The 14,774-nt window shown below is 42.2% G+C and carries 13 protein-coding genes and 1 pseudogene; 10 read left to right on the plus strand and 4 right to left on the minus strand.

What is annotated here, in order from left to right; translation table 11 throughout:
• Positions 1-157 precede the first annotated feature (157 nt).
• A complete protein-coding gene (locus LEP1GSC194_RS04355) occupies positions 158-1,780 on the minus strand; it encodes a S16 family serine protease (RefSeq protein ID WP_020772498.1) in 1,623 nt (540 codons plus the stop codon).
• A gap of 159 nt (positions 1,781-1,939) precedes the next feature.
• A complete protein-coding gene (gene queA, locus LEP1GSC194_RS04360) occupies positions 1,940-2,989 on the minus strand; it encodes a tRNA preQ1(34) S-adenosylmethionine ribosyltransferase-isomerase QueA (protein ID WP_020772413.1) in 1,050 nt (349 codons plus the stop codon).
• 154 nt (positions 2,990-3,143) lie between these two features.
• Here queA and LEP1GSC194_RS04365 point away from each other — a divergent pair, with 154 nt between their 5' ends.
• The 10 genes and pseudogenes from LEP1GSC194_RS04365 to LEP1GSC194_RS23540 form a co-directional block, all read left to right on the plus strand.
• The gene (locus LEP1GSC194_RS04365; RefSeq protein ID WP_021064750.1) at positions 3,144-4,514 is read left to right on the plus strand and encodes a glycosyltransferase family 87 protein; all 1,371 of its coding nucleotides are present in this window, start codon (positions 3,144-3,146) and stop codon (positions 4,512-4,514) included.
• 16 nt (positions 4,515-4,530) lie between these two features.
• A complete protein-coding gene (locus LEP1GSC194_RS04370) occupies positions 4,531-5,673 on the plus strand; it encodes a glycosyltransferase family 4 protein (RefSeq protein WP_020772485.1) in 1,143 nt (380 codons plus the stop codon).
• A 4-nt stretch (positions 5,674-5,677) separates the two neighbouring features.
• The gene (locus tag LEP1GSC194_RS04375) at positions 5,678-6,274 is read left to right on the plus strand and encodes an LIC20162 family protein (RefSeq protein WP_020772391.1); all 597 of its coding nucleotides are present in this window, start codon (positions 5,678-5,680) and stop codon (positions 6,272-6,274) included.
• Positions 6,275-6,492: 218 nt separating this feature from the next.
• Entirely contained in the window at positions 6,493-7,881 is a 1,389-nt protein-coding gene (locus LEP1GSC194_RS04380; RefSeq protein ID WP_036041335.1) for a hypothetical protein, read from the plus strand.
• 72 nt (positions 7,882-7,953) lie between these two features.
• Positions 7,954-9,369: an MBOAT family O-acyltransferase gene (locus LEP1GSC194_RS04385; protein WP_020772437.1), complete on the plus strand. Its 1,416-nt coding sequence runs from the start codon at positions 7,954-7,956 to the stop codon at positions 9,367-9,369.
• Between the two features lie 14 nt (positions 9,370-9,383).
• Positions 9,384-10,544 carry an SGNH/GDSL hydrolase family protein gene (locus tag LEP1GSC194_RS04390; RefSeq protein WP_020772536.1) on the plus strand — a complete coding sequence of 387 codons (1,161 nt, stop codon included), beginning with the start codon at positions 9,384-9,386 and terminating at the stop codon, positions 10,542-10,544.
• Positions 10,541-11,938, plus strand: a complete 1,398-nt coding sequence (locus LEP1GSC194_RS04395) for an MBOAT family O-acyltransferase (RefSeq protein ID WP_020772420.1) — start codon at positions 10,541-10,543, stop codon at positions 11,936-11,938. Before LEP1GSC194_RS04390 ends, LEP1GSC194_RS04395 begins: the two co-directional genes overlap by 4 nt.
• 10 nt (positions 11,939-11,948) lie before the next feature.
• Positions 11,949-13,019, plus strand: coding sequence for a DUF1574 domain-containing protein (locus LEP1GSC194_RS04400; protein ID WP_036041338.1), 1,071 nt, complete (start codon positions 11,949-11,951; stop codon positions 13,017-13,019).
• Positions 13,016-13,357: a nucleotide pyrophosphohydrolase gene (locus LEP1GSC194_RS04405; RefSeq protein WP_020772386.1), complete on the plus strand. Its 342-nt coding sequence runs from the start codon at positions 13,016-13,018 to the stop codon at positions 13,355-13,357. Before LEP1GSC194_RS04400 ends, LEP1GSC194_RS04405 begins: the two co-directional genes overlap by 4 nt.
• A gap of 178 nt (positions 13,358-13,535) precedes the next feature.
• Positions 13,536-13,719: pseudogene (locus tag LEP1GSC194_RS23540) on the plus strand (hypothetical protein); the annotation flags it as partial.
• On the opposite strand, the gene LEP1GSC194_RS04410 reads toward LEP1GSC194_RS23540, so the two are convergent.
• Together LEP1GSC194_RS04410 and LEP1GSC194_RS04415 are read right to left on the minus strand one after the other, a co-directional pair.
• Positions 13,720-14,133: an ExbD/TolR family protein gene (locus LEP1GSC194_RS04410; protein ID WP_020772417.1), complete on the minus strand. Its 414-nt coding sequence runs from the start codon at positions 14,131-14,133 to the stop codon at positions 13,720-13,722.
• Positions 14,130-14,663, minus strand: coding sequence for a MotA/TolQ/ExbB proton channel family protein (locus LEP1GSC194_RS04415; RefSeq protein WP_020772359.1), 534 nt, complete (start codon positions 14,661-14,663; stop codon positions 14,130-14,132). The genes LEP1GSC194_RS04410 and LEP1GSC194_RS04415 overlap by 4 nt, the downstream gene beginning before the upstream one ends.
• Between the last annotated feature and the right edge of the window lie 111 nt (positions 14,664-14,774).

A 14,774-nucleotide genomic window follows, 5' to 3' on the forward strand; every position in this document is an offset into this window, starting at 1 on the left:
AATCTTTCAAAATTTTAAAAAGATTCAACTACGAAAACGAGTAATGAAGAGCCAAAAACGAGCGCTGATCTTTACTTCCTCCAGTCTGAAATTTTCCATACGCTTCGGAAAGAAATTTTTTCTAAGTTCTGTCGCATCACCGGTATGAATTCCGTTTCTATTCGTGTTCTTCTTCTTTTTTCCGGTCGATTCTCTCCTCTATTAAATGGAACAGGCTTCCTTGCGGATATTTTCCGTTTTTGCCGAATTTTCCCGCCGGAATTCCGAAAACTTCCGGAATCAGTTCTTCCACATGGGAGCAGGTAAAAATCTGAAATTTTCCCTTATCCATCGCCTTGCGGATATGAGAAGGTAGATTTAAGTCCCGCAAATTCGCCGCCGGGATGTAAACCGCGTATTTGTCCCTGGAATTTCCCACGATTCGAATCACTTCGTACCAAGCGGCGATCTTCGTATTAACGGAACCGACCGGAAGAATTTCCCCATATTGTGAAAGCGCCCCGGTGACCGCAATATTGCAAGGAATTTCGAGACCGCTCAGAGCGGAAAGTATCGCAAGAAGTTCGGCGCAACTCGCGGAATCTCCGTCGATCGGCGAATAGTTCTGTTCAAAAAGGATCGATGCGTCCAAGCCGAAGGATTGGATATGAGAGAACATTCCTTTAATATAAGATTGTAATATAAAAACTCCCTTATCGTGTAAGTCTCCGGAAAGATTCACTTCTCTTTCTATGTTGATGAAGTTTCCGGAACCGAGGGCGACTCGCGCGGAGACTTGGTTTACTTGTCCGAAATCGGATAAGGAAGAATGCAATAAGATTACGGAAAGCCCGTTGATCCTTCCCGTTTTTTTTCCTTTCAGTTGAATCGTGGTCAAACCTTCTCTTACGCTTTCCAAATATCTTCTTTTGTAGACCGCGATTCTTTTTTCCACCGATTCGATCGCCGATTCGACTTGGGTTCTCGTAATCGGTTTTTTTTCCTTTCTGTACAAAACGAGAAGTTCGCCGACAAAGGTTCTGAGTTCCGCAAAGGAAAGGGAAAGTCTGGTTTTACTATCGTTCCATCGAAGCGCAATTTCGAGTAACGCGTCCACTGCGGAAGAATCGAAACCTGGATATCCGGGTTTTTCCCAGGAATGGATCAGTCCTCCGAAAAGCTGAAGATTCTTTTTCGTTTTCATCACCGCTTCGTAAGGAAGATGAATCTTAAAGGAAAAGCTATCGTAAAAGTCGGGATCGACCCCCGAGATGAAATCGACCTCCCCTTCTTCTCCAGCGAGGATGAGTCGAAAGCGGGTGTTGACCGAAGGATGAAAACGGTTCATCTCTTTGGAGCCGGTCATTTCGGGAAGAGTGAGAAAGTCTATTTTTCCGGTTTGTAATACTTCTTTAACGAGAAAGTATAGATTGGAATCTTCCGTGAGCGCCCGCATCGGAAGTAGAAGATAACCTCCGTCGGCTTCCGCCATTTTGCCCGGACGGTATTCCGTGTTTCCCGGAAATCCGGCGAGCGTCAAAAATCCGGGATGAGGATCGCAGATGACTTTGATGTTCTTTTTTAAACCGGAAACGTATTCCTGAAACAACGTAAGATTGGTTTCCAGTCCCGGACCCGTGATGAGAATGTTCGAAAAAATTCCGGGATTTTCCAGAGCCCTCGGCAAGGAACTGAGTTCTTCTCTGTGAAACGCTAAAAAATCGGGAAGACCGTTTTTAGGTCTTTGGTTTCCTGCATGAAGTCTGATTGCCGATTGATTGGAAGTTATTCTTTTAATCACTAAAGACGATTCTCCCTAAGTTCTTTCTTGGATCAATTCTATTCTATCGAGTAAAAACCCTTCGTGTTGTTTCGTAAATGAGTTCAAAATGTCGGCTATTAACCAATTGAATCCGACGGAAAGAAATGATAACAACGATCAATCGTTACAGCGAAACGTTCAAGTAGAACGTTTTCCTAAAATCAGCATCGCGTCTCCGTAAGAGTAAAATCGAAATTCTTCCCGAATCGCTTTTTGATATGCGTTCAAGATCAACTCTTTTCCCGCAAATGCGGAGACGAGTAAAAGAAGACTCGAACCCGGCAGATGAAAGTTTGTGATTAGACCTTCGCAGCTTTTCAGTCGATCTTCCGGTTGGATAAAAAGTTCCGTGGCGCCGCGTCCCGAACGAAAAGAATCGGTTGTGCGGTCGTAAGCGGATTCGAGCGCTCGTAGCGTCGTAGTTCCGATCGAAAAAATTCTTCTTCCTTCTTTTTTGGCGAGGTTCAAAATTTCCGCGCTTGATTCTTCCAGAAAGAATTCTTCCCGATGCAATTTTTGATTTTGAAAATTTTCCTCGGTGAGAGGTTGAAAAGTTCCGTAACCGACTTTGAGTTCCAAGGTGCAAAGTTGGATCTTTTTCTCTTTCAGAGTTTCAAAAATGATTTCTGAAAAATGTAAACCCGCTGTCGGAGCCGCGACGGAACCCGGAGTTTTTGCAAAGAGCGTTTGGTATCGGATTTCGTCCTTGGAATCAGCGTCTCTTTTGAGATACGGAGGAATTGGAATCTCTCCGATTTGTTGAAAGTCTTTTTCTTGTAGAGAGTGTTCCGGTTTTAGAAAAACGAATTCTCCTTCTTTTTTTTCCACCGTAAAGGATACGGTTCTCGTTTTTTCGTCGGAAAGTTTTTCTCCTACTTTCAATTTTCTAGAATTACGGATCTTGCATCTCCAAAGTAATTCTTTCTCTTCTAAAAATATCGCTTCGTGAATACGCTCCAACGTTTTGAGATAAACTCTGCGTTTACTTACCTTGGTATGATTGGCTATTAGGACGTCCCCTTCCTTTAGATACGAAACGAGATTTTTAAACGAAGGTTCGTTCCAAATTTTTCCGGTGCTCGCGTCGAGAATCATCAACCTACTTTCGTCCCGATTGATCGCCGGATAACGTGCGATCCTTTCCTCGGGTAATAAAAACTCGAATTCTTTGAGATCTTCATACAACATCTATTTGCAGTGGATTTTCCAATAAGCGGCAGGAGAATTCTTTTTCTTTTTAGGAGTTGAAGTTTTCGTTTTTCGACGAAGTGGAAAAGAAAGCGTTCTTCTGAAGGGAATTTTATTGGTTGGCTTTTCGAGTGTATTTGAAAAGTGTTTCAGAATGCAATTGAGAGACCGAAAGACCTGGATTCTGATCGGAACCGTTTTGTTTTTCTCCCTTCTCTTTATCAACGGAATCTCAAAATCAGGAAACCGTTCCGATTTTAGGGATTATTATAACGCTTCGGTTCGATTTACCCAAGGAAATAATTTATATAATTTAGATCGGATCGATGAGATTTTTGCGAAACTCCGATCGGGAGAAATTAAAATCGAAGAGGCGTTTACTCCGAAAGTATTTTTGCAACTCAAGGACATGATGGAAGGGCTCGGTTCTTATATCTACCCTCCTACGTTCGCTTTTTTACTCATCCCGATTTCTTTTTTTCCGTACGAGGTCGCGTCCGGAATTTTTCTTACGCTGAATTTTTTGGCGCTCCTCGGTTCTTTGTACATTCTATCCGTTCGTTTTCATCGAAAAGGGAATTTCGTTTTTTTCGTCGTTCTTTGTCTTCTCAATCTTCGATTTCTGGAAAATCATCAGAACAACAATCAGGTCGGTTTTATTCTGATCTTTCTGATTTTGGCTTCCGTTCATTCGAGTAAGGATTGGTTGTCCGGTTTTTTACTCGCACTTGCCATCGTAATCAAGTTGACCCCCGGTGCGTTTGTACTTTTCTTTCTGATGCAAAAACGTTACCGTGCGGTTTTTTATACGTTCGTCTTCGTATGGTTTTGGATCTTTCTCCCTTGTTTATACGCCCCTTCGTTTACGATCGAGATGACCTTGACTTGGAAACAATTGATTCTGGACAATTACCTGAAGTCTCCGCTGTTTCGAGCTTGGAAGAACAATCAAAGTTTGAACGCGACTCTTGCAAAATACTTTCTGAGTTATGCGGACGTTTTAAACCAATCCCGATTCGGGTATCCTCTCCAAGAACTGAACGAATCGGTCGTTAAAGGAATGTATTCCGTTCTTTCTTTGGCGCTTGTGATTCCGTTTTTCGGGATGGTTTTTGCGAGGCGAAACGTAGAATTTACTTTGGGTTGTCTGTTCGTTTTTTCGATCGTTTTTAGCGGGATCTCCTGGGTGCACGCCTTCGTTTTTCTTTTGTATCCTTCCGCGATTTTGCTGGATCGAGTTTGGTCCTTTGGCGAACATTGGATTCTCCCCGTTTGGGAAAAGAATGCGGACTCTTTTTTGAAAAGAAATTTAGATTCCATAAAAATTATATTCGAAAAAGATAAAGTATCTTTCCTTTTTATAATAGGATTCCTTTTGATTCTGTTTTGCAATCGTTCCGTCATCGGAAACGCGGCCGAGGAAAGATTGATGATGGCCTCTTATCTTTTGTACTTCGCGATCTTTCAATACGTCCTACTTCTGTTCGCTCTGAACTACGAACCCGCGATTCGGACCAAAAATTAATACGACTAAAGAACCGATGCCGATCCGAACCAACGAACTCAAATACAAACCTAGGGTGGGAGTGGACGTTCGTCCCCTCGCCTATGGAATTACGGGGAACTCCAGATATCTCGCGGAAGTTTTAAGAAGACTGGTTACGAGCGAATCTCCTCTGGAATACTATCTCTATTCCAATAAACCGATTCATACGGTATTTTATGATATTCTTTCAAACATACATTCCCGTTTTTTTATGACCGGTAAACTTCCCGGGTTTGCCTGGCTCAATTGGACGATTCCGCAAAGAATCAAAAAAGATAGGCTGGATCTTTTTTGGGGAACTCTTCAGTTGCTTCCTCTTACTTGCGGAAACGCTTTGTCCGCGGTGAACTATCACGATCTCAACTTCCGGTCCGCGCCCGAGACGATGACAACCGCGAACTTTTGGCAACATAGAATTCTTTCGCCGATGACTTTGAACCGAGCCGATCTCGTGTTCTGTCTTTCCGAAAACACACGCCGGGATATCTTAAACTTCAGGGCGGACCTAAATCCGAAATTAAAGGTCGTGTATCCCGGAGTGGAATCCTTTCCAGCGTTAAGGGAACCCCTTCGTAAAGTTCCGAGAAATTTTTTATTTACCATCGGAACTCTAGAACCTCGAAAGAATTTGAGCACACTGATCGATGCGTATCGAGAACTCAAAAAACGAAATTCATCCTATCCTTTTCCGCTTGTGATCGCGGGTCGTTTGGGTTGGAAGGCGGAAGGTCTGACCGAACTTTTAAAAGAAGGAAGTCTGGAATCGGAAGGCGTCTTTTTTGTGGAGAATCCTTCGGACGAAGTGCTTGCCTGGCTTTATCAAAAATGTTCCGCGTTTTTATTTCCGTCGATTCACGAAGGGTTCGGTCTTCCCTTGCTCGAAGCGTTGAGAGAAGGAAAAATCTGTGTCGCTTCCGATATTCCTGTTTTTCATGAAATTTTGGAAAGAGACGTGGACCTGTTCGCGGAACCTTTGAACGTAGACTCTTGGGTTTTTGCATTGTCGGAACTACGACATAGAAAATTACAGAGACCCTACGTTTGGGACGCGTCTCAGTGGACCTGGGACCGGACCGCGAAAACAATCGAAGAAGGTTTGATCGATCTCTGGAAACATAGAAAGGAATTGCATCACTAAGAACATGAAACAGAATGAAAAAAGAATTTACTCGGGATGGGAATCCTTAAACGCGAATGAAGTTTCTTCCGGCTCTCGGATTCGTCTGAAAATCAATCCGATTCCTCCGATTTTCGCGACTTTGATCGTCTTTGTAGTGTTATACGGTTGTTACTTGGGAGGCGAATTTTCGGCCCTTTATCTCCGAAAGTTTACGGATTTTCTTTTGATCCCGAAGGTATTGAATCTTCCGATTCTACAGGATCAAAGGCTTTATTCTTCGATCGGTTTTCTTACTTTCGGTTATATCGGTTTTGCTTTTCTTCTGGATTGGGTTCGTTTTATCGGAAGGACTTGTTTGACGGCCCTTTCTCTTAGAGGGGACATTCTTTCTCTGGAAACGAGAGGTCTTTTCGGAAAAAACGTGTTGCAGTGGAATCGGAATCAGAACGGAATCCAAATCGTACATAAAACCGGTTTGTTCAGAGAACTCCTCGGTTTGGAAAGAATCGTAATTGTAGCTCCCGATCTCAAATCTGAAGGACTTGCGTTCGGAATCCATTCTCCGTTTTTCTTTCGAGGTCAAAACCGAAATTTGATTCGAGGGCTTTTTGAATATTAGAATTTTAAAATGCGATTGTTTAAAAATTTTTTATATTAGAGTTGTTGAAAGATCAATTCTCTATCTGTTTGCGTCTTCATTGAAATGAACGATTGAAGCGGTTTTGTAAGTTTGAACTATGGAACTTTTCAACAACTCTAATGAAAAATCCGTTATGCCGCTTATAATTCAACTTTTTGAAAATAAAATCGGATGAGAAAATATTCAGTATTTTTAAAATGATTTCCAAAAGTGCGATTCAAAATAAAATTTTCTTCGGATTTCTGATCCTTTTTATATTTTCCGTATTTCTTTTCGATCTTCGGTTTTTATCCAGACATTACGATTGGGATGCGATCGTCTACGCCTACAACGTCAATTCCGATCTTACCTGGAGAATTTTCTACAATCCGCACCATCTCGGTTTTGAAAGTACGGGTTATCTTTATCTCAAACTCTGGAGGGAATGGTTCGGAAAAGATTCGGTGATGTTCGGACTTCGTCTTAGGATTTTGGGTTCGGCCCTTCTTTTTCTTTTTTGTTTTATCTGGATGTATCGAAAAATCTATTCGGACACGTTAGGCGCGATTGTATTGGGTTTGGCGATTCATTTTTCCCAGGGGTTTTGGTTTTATGCGCAACACAACGACACTCCTCTGATTCATTCCTGTTTAACCGCGCTTTTGTATCTGTTCTGCGTTTATTTTGCGAAAAACGGACATTCTCCGATTTCCATTTCGATTCTTTTTACGATTCAACTCTTCGGAGTTTACTTCCATCAATCGGATATTTTATTTTTACCTTTGGCGCCGATTTCGATTCTGTTTTCCCAAACCTGGAAAGGAAAAGAATTCAACTTCCCCCAGAAGCTGCGTTATGCGTTTTTGTATTGTTTTTTTCTCGTGGGAATTCTCACTCTTTCGTATCTCTACGTGGGTTTTATCTTATTGGACCGAAATCTTTCCTCTCCTTTGGACAGCGAAAAAAAATTCGCGAACTGGCTCTTTTTGTATGCGACCAAGGACAAATGGGGAAATTCCCCCGAATCGAAAAACTATGTGATGAATTTTTATCGGGGAATCGGAGACGCGTTTCTCAACTTCGAAGGTGTGAAGAGCGGTCTTCGGGTTCGTTTGTCTACTTGGGAACGGCGCGAATCCCTTCCTTATAATCTCAATCTCGCTTTTTGGATTTTTATCTTTTCCGCGTTTCTTTTGAATCTTAGGAACGTGTGGAAACGTTTTCGGATCGAAGCGGTTTTACTTTTATTCTGGCTCGTTCCTTCGATCGTATTCTACACTTGGTGGGAAGGTTACTTCTTCGAGTTTTGGGTGGGAACGTCGATCGGAATGATTCTTCTTGCGGCTTTGACGATGAAGTCCTTGGAACTTCGTACGTTCGCGTTCGGGAGCAGAGCTTTTTATCATTCGATTCTTTTTGCCTGGTGCCTTCTTTTATTTTTAGTCAATTTTTCCTTTTCTACGTTTCCTCGTTCCGCAAAAAAATCCATAAGTTATATCCAAGGAATCGAATTCAAACTAGAAGCGATTCTTCCCGAAAAAGTATATCCTCCCGGATCGGAAAAAACGGGGATTTTCGCGACGGATTCCGAACAGCCAAGTCCGTAAATTGAAGTTGTAAGGATAATCTATTTTGAAAAACTGCTCTTCAGATCTTTGAAAACCTGATTCAGACGAAACATGCTTTTTAATTCGCTTCATTTTCTATTCTTCTTTCCAGTCGTACTCATCATTCATCATTTACTCAAAGGAAAGATCCAAAGGATTTTTCTTCTCGGAGCCAGTTTTTATTTTTATATGTCTTGGAGAAAAGAATTCATCGTTCTTTTACTCTATTCAATCGTTATTGATTACTTCGTTTCTCTCAAAATTCAAACGGCGCCGTCGGGTTCGCAAAAAAGAAAACTCTGGCTTTTGTTGTCCCTCGTCACCAATCTAGGACTACTCGCCTATTTTAAGTATACGAACTTTTTATTGGGCGTGGCGAACGATCTCACTCCTATTGCCGGTTTTAAATTTGCGTATTACGACATCATTCTTCCCGTCGGAATTTCATTTTATACGTTTCAATCCCTGAGTTATACGATCGACGTGTATCGAGGGCAGATCGAAGCGAAAAAATCCTTTTTGGATTTTTCTCTTTACGTTTCTTTCTTTCCTCAGTTGGTCGCGGGTCCGATCGTTCGCGCGCAGACTTTTTTTCGGGATTTGGAACTTCCGCTTCCGGTCGGTAAGGAAGACATACAAATCGCGTTTTGCCAGATCTTGATCGGTTTTACCCGTAAGATCGTTTTTGCGGACAATCTCGCAAAAGTCGTGGATTCCACGTTTGCAAATTATACTTCTTTAAATCCGATCGAAATTTGGACGGGAGCCCTCGCATTCGGATGGCAGATTTATTTCGACTTTGCGGGTTATACGGACATTGCGATCGGGGTCGCGCGTCTTTTCGGATATAAGTTCGATCCGAACTTCAACTTTCCGATGGTCGCTAGGAATATTACGGATCATTGGTCCCGTTGGCATATCTCTTTCTCCACTTGGATTCGGGATTATATCTTCATTCCGCTCGGAGGATCGAGAGGATCGGCCCTTTTTACTTATAGAAATATTTTCATCACTTGGTTTTTTGCCGGAGTTTGGCACGGGGCCGCGTATCATTATATAAGTTGGGGACTTTGGCAAGGGATTATGATTTTTGCACATAGGGAATACGCCAAAACCAAATTCGCCGTTTTGTTAAACGAAAAGGGGGGAATGATCTACGACGTCTGCGCGAGAATTTTTACGATGTTTTGTCTAACGTTTGGGTTCGTGATGTTTCGCGCGGAAACGATGGAAAAAGCGGTTCCTATGATGAAGTCCCTTCTTTTTTTGGGTCCGGACGGTTTTGTGGGAGTCAAAGGATATTCGAACTATACGTACGGAATTCTTTTGTTGGTTTGTTTTGTGGCCTCTTATCTATTCGCAAAAAATAATATAGAAAAAATCGTTCGTAGCCGATGGAAGTTCGTTCTATTCTTTCTTGCGAACGTCTTTATGCTTTTGATTTTCGGAATCACGGAAAGCCAGAGTTTTCTCTACTTTGCGTTTTAGGACAAACATCCGTTATGAAAGAATACCTTGCGTTTTTCAAAGATTCCAAATTTTGGATTCCGGTTTTAATCCTGATTTGTCTCGAAACCGGAATGCAGTTCGGTTGTTATCGACCTTTTTTGAAAAAGAATTCCTATGCGGCTAACGTTTCGAGAATCACGAACCACGTTCTTGAAAAACAAAAGGAATTCGACCCGGACGTTTTGGTAGTCGGAACGTCGGTCGCTTATCAAGGTTTGTCCATTCCGATCTTAAACAAAGAACTTTCTCCTATGGGAAAGAAGATTCAATCGATTGCGATTCCAGGAACGGAGTTGATCGTCCAGGATCTTGCCGTTTTAAAAACTCTTCCTCGTTTCAAAAACGTAAGAACCGTAGTCCACGTATTCGAAATCACAACTCCTTGGGTCGGTCAAAAAATTCTGAACCTGCATACGCTTGCGATGATTTCGGAGTTCAATCGTTTGGAAGTCTATCCTAGAATTTACGATTTCGGTTACGACGTAAACGCGGACGATCTTGTTTACATCACTTTGAAGTCGATCGCGTATAGACGGGATATGCAAGATCTGATCTTAAGTCCTTCCAAAAGGATCAAGGACATCGGGAAACGTTTCAAAAAAGAAAATCCCCATCCTTGGGACTACGAAAATTCCTATCAAGAAAAAATCAGCATGTATCCGATCGGGGACGTTCCCGATTGTGTCGCAAAAACAAATCCGGCCAACGGCCAGCCGATCCCGGAAGGGTCGGACCGATTTCATAAAAAGGCGATCTTCGATACGTGTATCATCGCAAGTAATCCTTTGACGAATGCGAACGAGGACGCGGTTACAAAACAATACTTCGATCGACTTAAAATCCTTCACGACGAAATTCGAAAAATCGGAAAAGAGAACGGTCAAAACATCCGGATCATCGGTGTCGTGGCTCCTTACAGTCAACTCATTCAACAATGGAGACTTCCGGAAAGAAACGAAGTTTGGAAAAGGGAACTTTCAAGAATCCATCCTTCCGATCCGGTTCCGATACTCGATTATCAGGATATCTTGGACGGTCCCGATAACGGAGACTATTACTACGATCTGATTCATCTCAATTCGATCGGAATGCAGAAATTGACGTACGCGTTTGCGAAAGATCTAAAAGCCGTTCTGGAAAAGGAAAACAAATGATCTTTACCTCCACTCTCTTTCTACTTTTCTTTTTATGCGTTTACGTCCTCTATTGGGCTTACAACGGAAGGAAATACAGGGAATGGGTGATCGTAATCGCTTCCTTGGTCTTTTACGCGACTTGGAGCGTTCCATTTCTTTTTCATTTATTAGCGATTCTTTATATCAATTATTGGGCGATTCGGAGTCTGTTTAAAAAGAAAAGTCCCGGAGTTTTAAGGGCAATCGTAGTTTTCGATTTGATCAACCTCGGAGTTTTTAAATACTTTTATTTTTTTACCGATAATTTTTACGCTTGTACGGGTTGGGGATTTTTAGATCAGAAGACCTTCGGTTTTCAGATCGTTCTTCCCCTTGCGATCAGTTTTTATACGTTTCAGATCATCGCGTTCGTCGTAGACGTATATCGCGGCAAAATCACCGAAGACTGCGGTCCTTTTCGATTTATTCTGTTCATTCTGTTTTTTCCTCAGTTGGTCGCGGGACCGATCATGAGGCATCAAGATTTCTTTCCGATCTTGGATAAGGTAAGAATCAAACCTTCTTACGTTTACGCGGGGTTGTATCTTTTGGGACTCGGAATCGCAAAGAAAATTTTAGTCGCGGATAACATCGCGTCCTTGGTGGATCCGGTGTTTCGTAATCCTTCCGAATACGACGGCTATTCTCTCTTTCTGGCCGCCCAAGGATTCACTTGGCAGGTTTATTGCGACTTCAGCGGTTATACGGATATCGCTCGGGGTTGCGCTTTTCTGATGGGATTCAATATTCCGGTCAACTTCCGCGCTCCGTTTTTCAGCCAAAACGTTCAAGATCTTTGGAGAAGGTGGCACGTAACTCTTGCCACTTGGCTTCGAGATTACATTTATATTCCTCTCGGAGGTTCCAGAACTTCGGAGCCCAGGATTTATCTGAATTTAATCGCAACGTTCACGTTAGGCGGCTTTTGGCACGGAGCCAGTTGGACGTATGTCGTTTGGGGTTTTTGGCACGGACTATGTTTAGTGATCGATCGTCTGATGGACCGATTGAAAATTCCGAAGTTGCCCGAAAAAGGTTTTTTCTGGTGGTTCGTTCGGGCTTTTTTCGTATATTCGATTTTTATGATCGGCGCGGTATTTTTCCGCTCTCAGTCCGTGACGGACGCTTGGCGTATCCTGTTTTACGGAGTTCAATGGATTGCGGAACCCGCAAAGTCGATTTTAAGAACCGATCTGCTGATTCCTTTTTTGATCGGAGCGATTTTACTTCATACTTTGGAATATTTCGAAAAGGTTCCCCGATTTTATTTCAAATATCAGAAAATTCTAATTTCTATTTTTCTAATTTTATTGGTACTGCTCCTTTCCAATTACGCCGGAAAGGGTCAGGACTTTATTTACTTTCAATTTTAAGGAGGGATGAATGAGTTCCCGAAAACGATCGCGCTTGATCCCTTTGTTACGTAAAAAATTACTTACGGTTCCGCTCTTATTTTTTATCTTTGCAATTTCTTTGGATCGTCTACTGTCTTCGACGTGGGTAAGGCCCTATACGGAAGCCGGCGCGGAATATTACTTTTATGAGATGAAGGACAGGGTTCTTGCCGCCTTGGTCAAAGAGAAGTCCGCCGCAAACAAGAACGAAAAAACCCTGATCTTTTTCGGAACCTCTCACATGGGAGAATTTTCACTCGATACGATCCGCAAAAAAAGAACGGATCTGATTGTGTATAATTTTTCCGCTCCTTCGGCGCCTTTTTCGTATCATAACTACAATTTGGAAAAACTTCTTTCTGCGGGAGTAAAACCCGATTACGCGATTTTGGAATTTTATCCCGATTCGATGACCGATTTTTGCAACCGTTATCCTTTGCGTTATTCCTACGATTTCCCGTATTTTTTACGTTATGCGAACGAGTTTTCCACAAACGATTGGGATACGTTTTTAAGATCCAGAGTTTTTAGAACCACGGTGTTTCCTCCCAGATTTAAAGAAGCGATGGCGAGAATCAAAAACCCGCAAGCCAAAGAAATGATGCTCAGGATTCGGGATCTTTTGATGAACGAATCGGACAAGTTCAACGGAGGAATCCCGAACGTATTGTTGACGAACACTCCTCCCGAAGAACTCGAAAAAGAATCCGCAAAATATTACAACGACGTCTACCGAACGATCAGGATCTCTCCCGTTCAGAAAAAATTTCTGTTTCGATTTTTGGAGACCGCGGAAAAAAACGGAATCAAAGTGATTCTTTGGTCACCTCTTCTCTACGAAGGTTTGGAAAAAAGAGTCAAATCCGCGGAGTTTTATCCTACCTGGGAGAAAATTCGCGCAAAAATTACATTAGAATTTAAGAATGTAGTTCCTCTCGATATGAACGATTACCGCTCCGAAGTGAAATGCCAGAAATACATCGATCCTCATCATTTAAGCGGCGGTTGTTATCCGGCTCCGACGGCAATCCTGGTCGATCGACTGGATGCGCAAAGATGAACGAAAGCGAACTTTCTCTCGATCAGGCTCAAAAGAAAGTGGACGAATGGATTTCCGACTTCGGGGTTCGGTATTTTTCGGAACTCACCAATCTTGCGGTTCTCATGGAGGAAGTGGGAGAATTTGCGAGACTGGTCGCGAGGAAATATGGGGATCAGTCGTTTAAAAAGGGAGAAGATCCGGAAGGAATCTCCAAGGAGATGGGGGATATCCTATTCGTTTTGATCTGTTTAGCGAACCAGATGGGAATTTCTCTGGAAGACGCGTTAGTCGCAACCTTAAAGAAAAACACCGAAAGAGATAAGGATCGACACAAAAAAAATCCGAAACTGAATTGATGATGAAAACCTCTATAAAATCCGAAAAATAATCATTAGAGTTGTTGAAAAATTAATTCTCCATCCGTTTCATTGAAACGGATAATTGAAGCAGTTTTGTTAATCGCCACTATGGAATTTTTCAACAACAACTCTATTCAAAATTTGTAATTTAACGCGAGTTTGATGTAGCCAATGCGCTCTCTATGGATCGCTCATCTCAGCTACGCTGAGAAACAACGCTTTCGCTTCGCGGCTTTTGTTTGTCTCGCTCTCTATGGATCGCTCATCTCAGCTACGCTGAGAAACAACGCTTTCGCTTCGCGGCTTTTGTTTGTCTCGCTCTCTATGGATCGCTCGACATACCCGAACTCTGGCGTTGATTATTCTTTTTTGACCGCAAGATGAAGTTCTTTTAAATTAGAATTCTTTAAACTGTTCAATACGAATACGAATTTTCCGTAACCTACGTTTTCGTCTCCGTAAATCCATACGACGTGATTCTGAAATTCTCCCCGAGATACGATTTGTTTCCAATCGGTTTCCGTAAAATCCCGTTCCGCATAACGTAGATTCCCGTCTTTTAAAAGAAAAACTTCCCTTTTGGTATCGCTGCCTCCGGTCTCCGCTGTCGTTTTGGGAAGAGCCACGGGTATGGAATGAACTTCTTTCTGAAAACTCATGGCGACCATAACGAAAATCAAAAGAATAAAAACCACGTCCAACATACTCGTCATGTCGAGGGGAGAATCGTCTCCTTCCAAAAGACTTTTTCTTGTTCGAGGATTCTTTTTCATTCCGAAGTTTTTAACGTATCGATTCTTTCGTGATCGACCGAAGCTTTGAGTTCTATTTCCGTTTTATGAAGTATCACTTTGAGATATTGAAATACAAGGACGGAAGGGATTGCGACGCATAATCCTTGGATCGTAGTGTTCAATGCGAGTCGAATTCCTTCGGAAAAAATTTCCAAACTTACCGTACCCGCGTTTTTCATCTCTTCGAAAGCGACGGAAATTCCGATCACGGTTCCGAGAAGTCCGAGCATGGTGGCGATTCCGGCGAGATTTCGGATCCAAGAGATCATCGTTTCGGGAACGAAAAATTCTCTCTGAAAAAATTCTTCCGGATCTTCGAGTATGAAATTTAAATCAGAGTTTTGTTTCTTTTTGTTTCCGTTTGGATCGTCTCCTTGGAGTCTAAAAAGAATTTTTCTTTTGAGGATAGGAAGAAAGGTTCGAACTCTGATAAAAAGTCCGAGATTGATAAAACTTACGATCAGAATGAGAATTGAAACCCATCCTCCCTTTGCAAATAAAACTTCCACAAAAACCCCCAAAGCTTACGATCAAGATTGCTATTCCCTTTTCGTTTGTCATTCCAATCTTAAGCCTGCCGACCAAGAGGATACACCGAGTTCGGAAATCCGCGCCGCAAT

This window comes from Leptospira alstonii serovar Sichuan str. 79601 (assembly GCF_000347175.1).
GTDB lineage: Bacteria > Spirochaetota > Leptospiria > Leptospirales > Leptospiraceae > Leptospira > Leptospira alstonii.

What these genes read in the sequence shown, in the direction of transcription:
- LEP1GSC194_RS04410 (WP_020772417.1), bottom strand. Translation starts at nt 14,133, where the DNA reads ATGAAAAAGAATCCTCGAACAAGAAAAAGTCTTTTGGAAGGAGACGAT.
- LEP1GSC194_RS04380 (WP_036041335.1), top strand. Translation starts at nt 6,493, where the DNA reads ATGATTTCCAAAAGTGCGATTCAAAATAAAATTTTCTTCGGATTTCTG.
- LEP1GSC194_RS04400 (WP_036041338.1), top strand. Translation starts at nt 11,949, where the DNA reads ATGAGTTCCCGAAAACGATCGCGCTTGATCCCTTTGTTACGTAAAAAA.
- LEP1GSC194_RS04390 (WP_020772536.1), top strand. Translation starts at nt 9,384, where the DNA reads ATGAAAGAATACCTTGCGTTTTTCAAAGATTCCAAATTTTGGATTCCG.
- LEP1GSC194_RS04395 (WP_020772420.1), top strand. Translation starts at nt 10,541, where the DNA reads ATGATCTTTACCTCCACTCTCTTTCTACTTTTCTTTTTATGCGTTTAC.
- LEP1GSC194_RS04375 (WP_020772391.1), top strand. Translation starts at nt 5,678, where the DNA reads ATGAAACAGAATGAAAAAAGAATTTACTCGGGATGGGAATCCTTAAAC.
- LEP1GSC194_RS04385 (WP_020772437.1), top strand. Translation starts at nt 7,954, where the DNA reads ATGCTTTTTAATTCGCTTCATTTTCTATTCTTCTTTCCAGTCGTACTC.
- queA (WP_020772413.1), bottom strand. Translation starts at nt 2,989, where the DNA reads ATGTTGTATGAAGATCTCAAAGAATTCGAGTTTTTATTACCCGAGGAA.
- LEP1GSC194_RS04405 (WP_020772386.1), top strand. Translation starts at nt 13,016, where the DNA reads ATGAACGAAAGCGAACTTTCTCTCGATCAGGCTCAAAAGAAAGTGGAC.
- LEP1GSC194_RS04370 (WP_020772485.1), top strand. Translation starts at nt 4,531, where the DNA reads ATGCCGATCCGAACCAACGAACTCAAATACAAACCTAGGGTGGGAGTG.
- LEP1GSC194_RS04365 (WP_021064750.1), top strand. Translation starts at nt 3,144, where the DNA reads ATGCAATTGAGAGACCGAAAGACCTGGATTCTGATCGGAACCGTTTTG.